Below are 13,074 nucleotides of genomic sequence, written 5' to 3' on the forward strand. Positions count from 1 at the left end.
GACTATGGAAAAAACATACAACCCGCAAGATATCGAACAGTCACTCTACCAACATTGGGAAGAGAGTGGCTATTTTAAGCCGCACGGTGATACCAGCAAAGAAAGCTACAGCATCATGATCCCGCCGCCGAACGTGACCGGCAGCCTGCATATGGGTCATGCTTTTCAGCAAACCATTATGGATGCCATGATTCGCTACCAGCGTATGCAGGGCAAAAATACCCTGTGGCAAGCAGGTACCGACCATGCGGGCATTGCGACCCAAATGGTGGTGGAGCGTAAAATTGCGGCTGAAGAAGGTAAAACTCGCCATGACTACGGGCGGGATGCATTTATCGAAAAAATTTGGCAGTGGAAAGCGGAGTCCGGCGGCACTATTACCCGTCAGATGCGCCGCTTAGGCGACTCTGTCGACTGGGAGCGCGAGCGCTTCACGATGGATGAAGGCTTGTCTAATGCGGTGCGCGAAGTGTTCGTGCGCTTGTATAAAGAAGATCTGATTTACCGCGGTAAGCGTTTAGTTAACTGGGATCCGAAGCTGCGTACTGCGATTTCCGATCTGGAAGTTGAAAACCGTGAGTCTAAAGGCTCAATGTGGCATTTACGCTATCCGCTGGCCGACGGTGCTAAAACGGCCGAAGGTAAAGACTATCTGGTGGTGGCAACAACCCGTCCTGAAACCGTACTTGGTGATACCGGCGTAGCGGTGAACCCAGAAGATCCGCGTTATAAGGATTTGATTGGCAAAGAGATCATTCTGCCACTGGTTGGTCGTCGAATTCCGATTCTGGGTGACGAACATGCCGATATGGAAAAGGGCACCGGCTGTGTGAAGATCACGCCGGCTCATGACTTTAACGACTATGAAGTCGGTAAGCGCCACGCTCTGCCAATGATTAACGTGCTGACTTTTGACGGCGATATTCGCCAGTCCGCTGAAGTATTTAATACTAACGGCGAAGAGAGCACTGAGTGGAGCGATGAAATTCCTGAGCAGTTCCGCGGCCTTGAGCGTTTTGCTGCCCGTAAAGCCGTGGTTGCTGCATTTGAACAGTTGGGCCTGCTGGACGAGATTAAACCTCACGATCTGACCGTGCCTTATGGCGATCGCGGCGGCGTGGTTATTGAACCTATGCTGACCGACCAGTGGTACGTGCGTACTGCGCCGTTAGCCAAAGTGGCGGTAGAGGCGGTTGAACAGGGCGAAATTCAGTTCGTACCTAAGCAGTACGAAAATATGTATTTCAGCTGGATGCGTGACATTCAGGACTGGTGTATTTCTCGTCAGCTATGGTGGGGACATCGTATTCCTGCATGGTACGACGCCGAAGGCAATGTTTACGTTGGCCGTGATGAAGCGGAAGTTCGCAGTGAAAATAATCTGGGTGCAGAGGTTGTTCTGACTCAGGATGAAGACGTGCTGGATACCTGGTTCTCTTCCGGTTTGTGGACCTTCTCTACGCTGGGCTGGCCGAACGATACCGCCGATTTGCGTGCCTTCCATCCGTCAAGCGTGGTGGTCAGCGGCTTTGACATTATCTTCTTCTGGATTGCCCGCATGATCATGATGACCATGCACTTCGTCAAAGATGAAAACGGTAAGCCGCAGGTACCCTTCCATACCGTGTATATGACCGGCCTGATCCGCGATGACGAAGGGCAGAAGATGTCTAAGTCTAAGGGTAACGTTATCGATCCATTGGATATGATTGACGGTATCTCGCTGGAAGATCTGTTAGAAAAACGTACCGGTAATATGATGCAGCCACAGCTGGCGGAGAAAATTCGTAAGCGCACTGAAAAGCAGTTCCCTAACGGTATTGAACCGCACGGAACTGATGCCCTGCGCTTTACGCTGGCGGCATTAGCCTCTACCGGTCGCGATATTAACTGGGATATGAAACGCCTTGAAGGCTACCGTAACTTCTGTAATAAGCTATGGAATGCCAGCCGTTTTGTCTTAATGAATACTGAAGATCAGGATTGTGGTCTGAACGGTGGCGAAATGGTGTTGTCTCTGGCCGATCGCTGGATTCTGGCGGAGTTTAATCAAACGGTTAAAGCTTACCGTGAGGCCTTTGATACTTACCGCTTTGATATGGCGGCCGGTATTCTGTATGAGTTTACCTGGAACCAGTTCTGCGACTGGTATTTAGAGTTAGCCAAACCGGTAATGAACGGCGGTTCTGAAGCAGAACTGCGCGGAACTCGTCATACATTGGTGACCGTGCTGGAAGCGCTATTACGTTTAGCTCATCCTATTATTCCGTTTATCACCGAGACTATCTGGCAGCGGGTTAAACTGCTGAAAGGCATTGAGGCTGATACCATTATGCTGCAGGCGATGCCTGAATATGATGCCAATCTGGCCGATGTTGCCGCGCTGGCGGATCTTGAGTGGATTAAGCAGGCGATTGTCGCCGTGCGTAATATCCGCGCTGAAATGAATATTGCACCAAGCAAAATGCTGGAAGTTCTGCTGCGTGATGCCAGCGGTGTTGCTCAGCGTCGCATCTCTGACAATGAGAGCTTTATTAAAGCGCTGGCTCGTCTGGAATCCATCACTATTCTGGCCGCAGGTGATAAAGGTCCGGTTTCTGTGACTAAGCTGGTTGAAGGGGCTGAGCTGTTGATCCCTATGGCCGGTTTAATTGATAAAGATGCTGAACTGGCCCGTCTGTCAAAAGAAGTCACCCGCATTGAAGATGAGATCGCTAAAATTGAAAGCAAGCTGTCAAATGAAGGCTTTGTTGCCAGAGCTCCGGAAGCGGTAGTGGCAAAAGAGCGTGAAAGGCTGGTGAGCTTTGCGGAAGATAAAGCCAAGCTGTTGGAGCAGAAAGCGACAATAGCAGCGCTGTAGTATTGGTATAAGTTAAACTGAAAGGCCGCGCAAGCGGCCTTTTTTCATGGCTGGTAAAGTCATTTAATTCCAGCGCCAGTTTTAGCCTCAGTCCCTTGCACTAAATAGCCATTCGTTTATCTAAACAAATAACCTGATCAACTGTACGACTGCCAGCGCTATCACACCGGCGATGACATCATCCATCATCACGCCAAAACCGCCGGAGTAACGTTTTTCAACCCAATTGATTGGCCAAGGTTTCAATATATCGAAGAAGCGAAATAACACGAAGGCCAGCAGGATCCACCCGAAGCCTTGGGGAAGGGCAATGCAGGTAATCCAGAGTCCGACAAACTCATCCCATACCAGACCACCATGATCTTCTTGCCCGATGGTATCAGTAGCCGACTGGCATGCCCATACGCCAATCACAAAAGCGACCAGCAGCACCCCAAGATAAGCCGGAATAGATAATGGCTGAAGCAGCAGAAAAAAGGGAATAGCGGCAATGGTACCCATAGTTCCCGGGGCTTTGGGAGAAAGGCCGGAACCAAATCCGACGGCTATCCAGTGCAGTGGGTTAGTCAGTGAGAGTCGGCGTAATTCCGGTTTAATCGTTAGGCTCAATGTATAACGTCCAGTTGTTGTATATTCCGCCCGTTACCGGGCGGTAATTGAAGTCTTTAGGGTACAGGTGGAGACTCTATCAGATATTATAGGATTTTTTCTGACTGATGTTGTTCATACAGCGAGTGAGAAATTTCATCAATAAAACCATAAGATTGCGAACGGGCGACAATATTTTTAGCCCACATATGATGGGTGGCCGGTTCGCACATCGCGCCGTTAGACTGAAAAACAGCGCTGTTACTGTTGAGGATCTTGAGCGCATCGAGATAGTCCGTTACCTGAACTTTAAACGCGTTATTGATATGTTCTATCTGTTTGGGATGGATCGCCGTTTTACCCACCAGACCGTGCTCATTATCAATCTCCAGTTCCGCCAGCAGCACCGCAGGAGAGTCGATGATTTCACACACCGGTGCAGTCATATAAAACCCATGGGGGCCGAAGGTACAAACGATCATTTTAATTGCATAACCTAACGGGCCATCGTACAGGGTTTTAGCGCGATTGCGCCGAATGCCTAATACGTGCATTAGGTCATTACCGCCGATTCTGACCACAATAGTTTTGTTAGAAAAATAGGGATCGCTACTCATGGTGGTGGCTAACACATTCATCTTAGCGGCATCAAAGCAGTCGGCCGTTTCCAGCGTAGGCATCGCCAGAAGGTGAGTGGCCGACAGGGTTTGGCCCCATGCTTCAACCTGTGTTAATTCGAACTTAGGTAACACAAATCCGGTAACCTTGTGCAGATCGAGTTCGGCAATTAAGCGCTTTGCCATCGGAATATTACGCGGGCGGATAAATATCAGCGGCGCATCTTTGAGATTAATATCTGCGACATTGGCTAGCAATTGGTTGAGGTTTTCGATACCCAGCTCGATTTCATGTTCAACGACGGCATCTTCAAGACAGATAACTAATGACTTTAAATTTGGATATTTTTTTTGCGCTATAACCTGAAACAAATCGTTTCTGGTGGCCGGCATATACAGCGTAGCGCCTAAATCGTAGGGAGTAATCATTCTTTTCCTACCTTTTTAATGATCGTAATTGCCCGATAAGGTGCTATGGCTTCTCCGACTTCCTGAACGGGAATAGACAGCTTTTCAGTCAGGTACATTAACAGAGAGACATCTTTATCGGTTCTAGAGCGCACTAAAACATGGTCGGGAAGTCGCCTTAAAACAGCGCGTGTCGCTTCTGCAATACCCGGCTTAATGCGATTAAGGTTGTTAATCTTATACCGGTCTGCCAGCGATGTTACCGTGTCCTGACTTAGTTTAAGCAGGGGGAGAACCCTTGGGTCATCACAAATAGCCGGTTCAATGGCTGCAATATCAATACAATCCCACTCTTGGGTTACTGTTTCAATAAATGAAATACTACGGTCGAATTTTGCTAAATGATCGCACCTGACACTACCGTGATAATCGTCAGCTGACCAGATTGAACGTGATATCAGCCCGGAGACCGGCGCACCTAAAATACCAAAAGGAATCAGCCAGTCATCGGTAGATGCACTCAGCCATGCGCTGCCGCACACGTCCGCCAGCACTACCAGTCGATCTTGCTCAGGATAACCCGGCCGGACAGACAGTGAGCGACGTAATTCTTGAGTAATGGCCCCTTTACCGGTCCAGCCATCAACAAATACCGTGCCCTGAGTGCCGTGTTGCTGTTCTATCTGTTTCATGGCGACATCATCAATGCCGCGATCGCGGATGATACTGATACCATAGTGAAATGAAGTGACACCTAATTTTTTTAACGCCAGATGTAACAGCACGCCCAATGGCACTCCGGCTCTGACCAGGCTCACCAGAACAATATCCTGATTAGGCATATTATTGATTAATGCCTTCGCCAAAGCCATAACTTCACCGGCTAGCCGGCGGCTTCCTGTTTCGAGCGCCCCCTGATAAAGCTCAAGATGAAATTCACTTGGCTCAGGTTCTTCACTCAGCATGTCTGAATAGTGTTTTTCACCGCTTTGAATCAGTCGTTCTTTTTCTTCTACCGGTGTCATTTCAGTGCTGACGGTGTTTAATAGAAAGTTAACCCAGTCAGCAGGGTAAGATCCGGAAAATCCACGTTGTGGCACATTAACTCCAACTTACTTAATCAATGGGGATAAAAATTGTGAAAGCTGGCTATTTTGGGGCATGCCAAACCAATCGCATAAGTGCAGAAAACGATGGTCACTGGTACTGTCTCCAAACCCCAAAGCCGGGCGGTGTGGCGCATTTTTGCGTAATCGACTGAGCAGGTGAGTTACCGCCTGGCCCTTATCAATACAATGGGGTAAAAATGCGACGTTGTTACCGTTGCTATGCACATAAAATTCTGAGCAATCCTGCTCTTTTAATAGCCGCTCAGCCACCTGATAGATCGCTTCAGCCTGAGTGCTGTCGGTATGTTTCATCACAAAATAGATCGGCAGCCGATCGTATTCATAGTTAATCCGGGCCCAGCCTTTGACCTGCATTTTATCCAGTAATTGTTCGCAGGCATCCCGCAGTTGAATGACTAATGGCGATATATGCTTTAGCCGTTGCTGCACAACCGCTTTCCACTCTTCATCGGGTTGGCGATGTTGATTAAGAATAACCGCGCCGTGAGTTGCAATCGCCCAACTGGTAAAAGGAACCTGAACTCTCGATAGCTCTTCGGTTCCGCGCGCGGTGACAGGAATAGTTTCAGCCGTGCTGAGCAACCAGTTAACAAAGTTAAACTGTTTTTCGCTCATAAAACTGCGTGGCTGGTACTCCCGATCGAGAGCACCAACATGCTTTGGTTCAAGATTCAGCTCATTGAGCATTTTACGTTTAGTTTGGAAGATGGTGTCATCCAGATCGATCAATGCAATAGGCTGTGAATTATTAGTCATGAACCGCAATCTCCAGAGTAGCCTTACCACTGCTCAGATAAGCGCAAAGTTTTGGGTCAATAAACGAAGCCGGAGTTTCAGTGCACAATATAATATGCTGATATTCATCAGGGAATATATTGTACATAAAGTTGGCAATTCCGAGTCCGTAATTGTCAGAGAAAGCAATGCCGCACTTTATTGCCTTACCGATAGAAATGGGTGAGCGCGTTGTGGAGCTTAAATAGACTTCAGCGCCCGCAGCTTCCAGATGTTCTCCCAGCATGAAGGGCTGCCACATAAACTCACCGGTGCCCAGAATCAGCACTTTGTCACCGCCCGCCGGGGTGTGATGGCTGACTAACGTTCGTTGGTGATGTTCACATCCCAGCCTTCCCCAGTTTTGTTGCTTAGCCATCGGCGCTAGTCCTCGGGCGGTAACATTAACTGATGGCATCACCGGAACCGGAGCATCAGGTTTAGGCTCCCATGACCAGGAACCGGAAACCAGGCTGACTTCATTGGTAGGTATGTCTAAACGAGCGCCTAATGTGTTATCACTCCAGTTGGTCAGCGTTGCTGTGACAACCTGTGACAGTTGCGATATACCGGCGGCAGACAGTGCCTGATAAAGATTGAAGAATGTATTTCCGGTGGTCGCTTCATCATCAATCAGAACCAGGGTTTTGGCATTTAAAAACTGTTCACGCTGCTGTGGATCTTGCGGTAAATAGATCAGGTGGTCGGTCGCGTGGCTATGGTTTTCTTTAAATTCACAAAACAGCTCGCCGTCAACCGGGTGACGAGTTGATGTGACTAAACAGGCTTTGCGCCCGGATCTTGTGTATTCCCGGTGTACGCCGGCGGCCAGACCAACGGCAGTTTCAGCCATACCAATAAATAGAACTGGTTCGGGTAACTGGTCAGGAATTTTATTCGCCAGCGTTTGATGGCTTGCTTTCATTGCTGATGGCGTTACCGGAATATGTTTACCTAAAACTTTACTGACGAATAAAAAAGAGCGCTTAGGATTATTTCTTTCCGCCATGTCAAATAGCGAACTCAAGTCAACCTGCCCGTCTGAGCATACTGAAATGACACCGGTTGATAACTCAATCTTTAACATTAAATTCCCTGATAATATGGGGTAAACAGCGTATGGGATTAAACGACAATCGCCTGTGTTAAAGGACGAACCATCATGTCAGGTATCAGGCGTTCCACGGCGTTACTTAAGGGTTCTAAACCAAGATAGGTCTGAACAAATACCGCCGGTAGATTAATACCTGAATGCGCCAGATAACCGATGCCACCTGATGGTCGAAGATTTATTTCCAGTAATACCGGGCTGCCGTCGGGTGCATTACGCGTCTGTACGTTGACGATACCGTCCGCTTTAAGTACTGATGCACAGGCAGTGGCTAAGTCAATAGCCGGGCCTTGGCTTTCAAACGTTTGGTAAGAACCTTTTTTGACTCGGGCTACTGCTTTAACGACGTTTCCGTTTTTGACAACCATATCAACAGAGCGTTCAGGTCCGTCTAAATAGGGCATCAATACCAGTGGCTTAAAATCTTCGTTGAGTTTCATCGCATGCAGAAACACGCCGGTATTTGCCATGCGTGAATCGGTATCGTAAAAACAGCGCGCAGGCGGAACTTCGTCAGAAAGCTTCCAGAAACCCATGCCGTAAATGCCTTTAACCGGTTTTACGCAATATAACGCGTCATGGCCAAACGGGCGGGATTTAAGCTCATCTTCTAGCTGGCTGGCGCTGGTAATTTCAATCGAAGGAACGACGGGAAGACGGTATTGTTCCATCAGACGTGCAAACCGAATTTTACTATCGGCAATATCGAACATTTCGACATCTGATACCCCGGTCACCAGCGTAACGCCTAAGGATTCAATCAGGCTACGATGGGCCTCATACCATAATGTATGTTTGCCTGCGTGGAGCAGCTTTATACCATATTTGCGGATAATATCGCGTAAAAAATTCAGCCTTTCATCAACGTCTTTAGGCTCAGCTTCAGTAATATCAGAAAACTCATGAATTTCTGGTCGCTCTTGGGAGTGGGTAGAAACAATAAATAGGGAAGGGAAGAGCGACTTAATTCCGGAAATTATCTCTCTTTGAGAGGATAATCCTTCTGTAAACAGCAACATGAGGTGTTTCCTTATTACTTCTGAATTATATTGTTAGACGTTTATGGGATAATTATTGGTGCTGAGATGCGAGTATATCATTATGCTAATAGCAAAAACTTCCACTTTTATGAGTAAGATGACGAGAATAGTATTTTTATTTATTAAAATGAATTTATTGTGATTTTTGTAGTCCAAACTGTGCTAGTTTGTAACTTGATGATAATCATTAAATTTGTTGGGTTGTTAAGGCATTTTTTTGTTGATTTATTAGTAAGTTAGCTTGAGATAGATAATGTGTGGTTTATCGAGGCCATATTGAATTTGTTATATAATTCATTTGGTTGTCAGCAGACGCTGATAAATAAAGTAAGATTTCAGTGGGTTAATATACCAATCCCTTATTAAATGGCTGGTTTATTAGTTTAATATTGGGTTCACAACCCTCCCGCTGTCATAAAAAATATATATTAGTGTGTTAACATAATGTGTCATAAAGTTTGAAATCAACGATCATTCAAACTGTTATGTAACAGATAATCTGAATGCCTACTTAGCACGGATTCTGATGCCAAACGCTAGGTTTTTTTGATGTTATCTGTAAGCATGGCAATTTGTAACACTGAACATAGCGATAATTGATTACGGACGCTATGGTTATCAAATTATATCGGAGCGCTATCAGTGAAAGAATTAGTTGCAGGAGGAAATGCTTCAGTACCGTCCTCTGTGTTAAAAATTAAGATCATCTCCGGCAAAGCCGCCGACATCTCAGCCTATAGTCTCTATGATAATGAAAAAGTATCTGGTGATGCGGATATGGTTTTTTACGGTCAAAAAACCAATGATGATTTGAGTATTAGCCTGATTGAAGAAGGGCTAACGTCCGTGTTTGAAGTGGATTTAGCTAAAGTCAAAGCCGCAGTCAAAAAGATTGCCTTTGCGCTTACCTGTGATAAGAACGAAACAATTCAATCCCTTAATCAGCTTTCTGTGCAGGTTGATAATGGCAGCCAATGCCTTATCACGGCCAGTATGGAACTGACCGGCCGCAGCGAAGCCGCGTTAATTTTGGGGGAGCTATATCGCCGCAATGATGAGTGGAAGTTTCGTTTTATTGCCCAGGGTTTTAACGGTGGTTTAAAACCATTGGCAGAACACTTTGGTATTGAAGTAGAAGATGATGCAGCACCAGCACCAGCACCAGCACCAGCACCAGCACCAGCACCAGCACCAGCACCAGCACCAGCAGCGGTCACTTCGCCTTCTCCAGCAGTGAGTCCGTCAGGGAAGGTGTCATTAACCAAGCGCCAGTCGGTATCCCTGACTAAAATGTCTTCTGCGTTATCTAAGGTTGATATCGGTTTGGGCTGGGATCCGGTGAAGTCAGAGGCCAAAGGTTTCTTTGGTAAACTGGCCGGTTCCGGCAGCATCGATCTGGACGCTTCCTGTATTTTGCTTGATGCCAATAGTCAGTTACTTGAGAACGTGTGGTTTATGAGGCTCAAGTCTAAATGTCGTTCAGTTATTCACCACGGTGACAATTTGACCGGTGAAGGTGATGGCGATGATGAGGTTATTACCGTGAATCTTAACCAGCTTCCGGCCAATGTCAGTACGCTGGCTTTTACCGTAAATAGCTTCAGAGGCCAGAATTTTAATAAAGTCGCTAATGCATTCTGTCGCGTGGTTGATTCCAGTGGTAAAGAGTTGGTGCGTTATAACCTGACTGAACAAGGCGAGCACACCGGCGTATTTATTGCTTCACTTAGCCGTAATAACGGTGACTGGACCTTTAAAGCCCACGGTACGGCTATTAATGGCCGCACGGTCAAAGATATGATCCCACAAATTAAATCGGAGCTCTCTCAGTGAAAGAACTAGTTGCAGGAGGCAATGCTTCCGTCCCATCGTCGACGTTAAGAATTAAAATTATCTCAGGCAAAGCCGCTGACGTTTCTGCCTATCGTCTGTATGACAATGGCAAAGTGTCTGGTGATGCTGATATGGTTTTTTACGGCCAGAAAACCAATGATGACAGCAGTGTTAGCTTAGTTGAAGAAGGGCTAACCTCAGTTTTTGAAGTGAACTTGCAAAAAGTCAAAGCCGCCGTTCAGAAAATCTCTTTTGCGCTGACCTGTGATAAGAACGATACCATTCAGGTTTTGAATAAGCTGGCTGTGCAGGTTGAGTCGAATAATGAAGTGATGATTGCCAGTAATGTTGAAATGGCCGGTCGCTCGGAGGCTGCACTTATTTTAGGTGAGCTATATCGTCGTAATAATGAATGGAAATTCCGTTTTATTGCTCAGGGGTTTAACGGTGGCTTAAAGCCGTTAGCTGAGCATTTTGGCGTAGAGGTGAATGATGATGAGCCTGCCGTGGCACCGGCACCGACGCCAGTACCACCAACGCCGGCGGCACCATCAAGCCAACCTTCTGTAAACTTAAGTAAAATTTCATTAACTAAAGAAAGCCCTAGAGTTAATCTTAACAAGAAAGATGACTTCGGCCTGATTCGCGTTAACCTAAATTGGAACCAGAAAGTTGAGAGTAAAGGCTTTTTAAACAATCTGTTAGGTTCAAATAAGGCGATTGATTTGGATCTGGGGGTGTTTGTCCGATTGAAAAATGGTGAGCAGGGCGTGATACAGGCGCTGGGCAACACCTTTGGTTCTTTTAATTCGCCCCCATATATAGAATTACAGGGCGATGACAGAACCGGCGCCGTAACCGATGGTGAATGGCTGCATATCAACGGTTCGCAATGGAAGAATATCGACGAAGTTTTAGTCTTTGCCTTTATTTATAAAGGGGTACCTAATTGGGCTCAAACGGATGGCGTTGTGACTATTCACATGCCGGGGCAAGGGCCGATTGAAACCCGTTTGACGGAAGGTCAAAACAGAAATGGTATGTGTGCGATTGCCCGCCTTGTCAACAACAATGGTGCAATCAGCATTGAACGAATTAATCAATATTTCAGCGGGCATAAGGATATGGATAATGCCTTCCGCTGGGGGTTTCGCTGGTCCGCTGGTTCAAAATAACGGAGAGATTAACATGTTAGATAAATTAAAAGCTGCCATTCTGGCAGGTAAAGACACACTGACTAAAGAGATCGGTAAATTTAAAAACCGCGCTTTTATGGAAGCAACCGTTGCCGGCTGTGCTTTAGTCGCCGCCGCAGATGGCAGTGTCAGCAGTGAAGAAAAGCAGAAAATGGCTACTTTTATCAAAAACTCGGATGAACTGAAGGTTTTTGATATGGCCGATGTGATTGCCTTTTTTAATAAAACCGTATCGAGCTTTGAGTTTGACCATTCCATTGGTGAAGCTGAAGCATTGAAAACCGTAGGTAAACTACGTAATAACGTTGATGCCGCGCGTTTGATGATTCGAGTCTGTATTGCCGTAGGTGCCAGCGATGGTAACTTCGACGAGTCAGAGCAAAAAGTCGTCAGACAAATGGCAAAAGAGTTGAATCTGGACCCGAGTGATTTTGGTCTGTAATCCTATAAATTTGAAGGTAATTGATTAGAATGGAAACAACGCCATTAGGCTTCCCTATTGAGACAGTCTTAGTCTTTATTGGTATTGCGTTAGCCGCTATTTTTATCGACTTGTACGCACACCGCAAAGACTCAGTATTGAGTCTGAAGAGTGCCGTTCTTTGGTCACTGTTCTGGGTTGCTGCCGCGCTGGTATTTGGTGGTTATTTGTATATCCATCACGGGCAGAGTGTTGCAAGTCTTTACATCACGGGCTATGTGCTAGAAAAAGCACTTTCCGTTGATAACCTGTTCGTTATGATGGCTATATTCTCATGGTTTGCTGTACCTGACGCCTATCGTCACCGCCTGCTGTACTGGGGAATTATTGGTGCGATAGTCTTTAGAGCAATCTTTGTGGTTATTGGTACCGGCCTATTGGTTCTGGGCCCATGGGTAGAAATGCTGTTTGCTGCCATCGTAGCCTTTACCGGCGTGATGATGCTTCGCAGTGGCGGAGATGATGATGAAATTGAAGATTACTCATCTCATTTTGCCTATCGCCTGGCGAAAAAGATGTTTCCGTCTTATCCAAAGCTGGCGGGCAACCGTTTCTTACTCAATCAGAAAGAGCTGGATACTGAGTTAGCTAAGCCAGAAAATGCCGACCTGGTCGGTAAAATTGGTAAAGGTATGTTTTACGCTACGCCGCTGTTTTTGTGCGTGGTGGTGATTGAGTTAAGTGACGTGATGTTTGCATTTGACTCAGTGCCTGCGGTAATCGCCGTTAGCCGGGAACCGCTGATTGTTTATAGTGCGATGATGTTTGCTATTCTGGGCCTGCGTACATTGTACTTTGTTCTGGAAGCCATGAAGCAGTACTTAGTGCATCTGGAAAAAGCAATTATTGCACTGTTATTCTTTATTGCAGCAAAGCTGGCATTGAATGCATCAGGGCACCTGTTCGGACATGGATATTCAATAGATCCGACGACAAGTCTATACATTGTATTAGGCATGTTAGCGCTTGGAGTATTGGCAAGTTTAATCTGGCCTGAAAAAGAAGAAAGTGATTCAGAGTCTGTATCTTAATTACA

The 13,074-nt window shown here is 46.4% G+C and carries 11 protein-coding genes and 1 pseudogene; 6 read left to right on the forward strand and 6 right to left on the reverse strand.

Annotated elements, in window-relative coordinates; genetic code table 11:
- Positions 1-4: 4 nt before the first annotated feature.
- Positions 5-2,860: a valine--tRNA ligase gene (locus YWE_RS0101755; protein ID WP_029092960.1), complete on the forward strand. Its 2,856-nt coding sequence runs from the start codon at positions 5-7 to the stop codon at positions 2,858-2,860.
- 120 nt (positions 2,861-2,980) lie between these two features.
- Here the strand turns inward: YWE_RS0101755 and YWE_RS0101760 are convergent, their stop codons facing one another.
- The 6 genes from YWE_RS0101760 to YWE_RS0101785 all read right to left on the reverse strand — a co-directional run bounded on the left by YWE_RS0101760 (position 2,981) and on the right by YWE_RS0101785 (position 8,507).
- Positions 2,981-3,469, reverse strand: a complete 489-nt coding sequence (locus YWE_RS0101760; RefSeq protein WP_029092961.1) for a phosphatidylglycerophosphatase A family protein — start codon at positions 3,467-3,469, stop codon at positions 2,981-2,983.
- 86 nt (positions 3,470-3,555) lie between these two features.
- Positions 3,556-4,494: an HpcH/HpaI aldolase/citrate lyase family protein gene (locus YWE_RS26325; protein WP_051323133.1), complete on the reverse strand. Its 939-nt coding sequence runs from the start codon at positions 4,492-4,494 to the stop codon at positions 3,556-3,558.
- On the reverse strand, positions 4,491-5,573 hold the full coding sequence (locus YWE_RS0101770; protein WP_029092962.1) for a cysteine protease StiP domain-containing protein: 1,083 nt from the start codon (positions 5,571-5,573) through the stop codon (positions 4,491-4,493). The genes YWE_RS26325 and YWE_RS0101770 overlap by 4 nt, the downstream gene beginning before the upstream one ends.
- Before the next feature lie 12 nt (positions 5,574-5,585).
- Positions 5,586-6,359 (reverse strand): HAD family hydrolase, encoded by a 774-nt coding sequence (locus YWE_RS0101775; RefSeq protein ID WP_029092963.1) that lies wholly within the window; start codon positions 6,357-6,359, stop codon positions 5,586-5,588.
- Positions 6,352-7,464, reverse strand: coding sequence for a phosphoribosyltransferase domain-containing protein (locus YWE_RS0101780; protein WP_051323134.1), 1,113 nt, complete (start codon positions 7,462-7,464; stop codon positions 6,352-6,354). Before YWE_RS0101780 ends, YWE_RS0101775 begins: the two co-directional genes overlap by 8 nt.
- A 38-nt stretch (positions 7,465-7,502) precedes the next feature.
- Positions 7,503-8,507 carry an ATP-grasp domain-containing protein gene (locus YWE_RS0101785; protein ID WP_051323135.1) on the reverse strand — a complete coding sequence of 335 codons (1,005 nt, stop codon included), beginning with the start codon at positions 8,505-8,507 and terminating at the stop codon, positions 7,503-7,505.
- 708 nt (positions 8,508-9,215) lie between these two features.
- Here YWE_RS0101785 and YWE_RS31320 point away from each other — a divergent pair.
- The 5 genes and pseudogenes from YWE_RS31320 to YWE_RS0101805 form a co-directional block, all read left to right on the forward strand.
- Positions 9,216-9,638, forward strand: a pseudogene (locus tag YWE_RS31320) (TerD family protein); the annotation flags it as partial.
- A gap of 123 nt (positions 9,639-9,761) precedes the next feature.
- Positions 9,762-10,361, forward strand: a complete 600-nt coding sequence (locus YWE_RS31325; protein WP_029092966.1) for a TerD family protein — start codon at positions 9,762-9,764, stop codon at positions 10,359-10,361.
- Positions 10,358-11,536 carry a TerD family protein gene (locus YWE_RS0101795; RefSeq protein WP_036014751.1) on the forward strand — a complete coding sequence of 393 codons (1,179 nt, stop codon included), beginning with the start codon at positions 10,358-10,360 and terminating at the stop codon, positions 11,534-11,536. The genes YWE_RS31325 and YWE_RS0101795 overlap by 4 nt, the downstream gene beginning before the upstream one ends.
- A 7-nt stretch (positions 11,537-11,543) precedes the next feature.
- A complete protein-coding gene (locus tag YWE_RS0101800; protein WP_153071449.1) occupies positions 11,544-11,999 on the forward strand; it encodes a tellurite resistance TerB family protein in 456 nt (151 codons plus the stop codon).
- 29 nt (positions 12,000-12,028) lie between these two features.
- Positions 12,029-13,069 carry a TerC/Alx family metal homeostasis membrane protein gene (locus tag YWE_RS0101805; RefSeq protein WP_029092969.1) on the forward strand — a complete coding sequence of 347 codons (1,041 nt, stop codon included), beginning with the start codon at positions 12,029-12,031 and terminating at the stop codon, positions 13,067-13,069.
- Positions 13,070-13,074 lie beyond the last annotated feature (5 nt).

This window comes from Budvicia aquatica DSM 5075 = ATCC 35567, from assembly GCF_000427805.1.
Lineage (GTDB): Bacteria > Pseudomonadota > Gammaproteobacteria > Enterobacterales > Enterobacteriaceae > Budvicia > Budvicia aquatica.

What these genes read in the sequence shown, in the direction of transcription:
- YWE_RS0101755 (WP_029092960.1), top strand. Translation starts at nt 5, where the DNA reads ATGGAAAAAACATACAACCCGCAAGATATCGAACAGTCACTCTACCAA.
- YWE_RS26325 (WP_051323133.1), bottom strand. Translation starts at nt 4,494, where the DNA reads ATGATTACTCCCTACGATTTAGGCGCTACGCTGTATATGCCGGCCACC.
- YWE_RS0101775 (WP_029092963.1), bottom strand. Translation starts at nt 6,359, where the DNA reads ATGACTAATAATTCACAGCCTATTGCATTGATCGATCTGGATGACACC.
- YWE_RS0101780 (WP_051323134.1), bottom strand. Translation starts at nt 7,464, where the DNA reads ATGTTAAAGATTGAGTTATCAACCGGTGTCATTTCAGTATGCTCAGAC.
- YWE_RS0101785 (WP_051323135.1), bottom strand. Translation starts at nt 8,507, where the DNA reads ATGTTGCTGTTTACAGAAGGATTATCCTCTCAAAGAGAGATAATTTCC.
- YWE_RS0101805 (WP_029092969.1), top strand. Translation starts at nt 12,029, where the DNA reads ATGGAAACAACGCCATTAGGCTTCCCTATTGAGACAGTCTTAGTCTTT.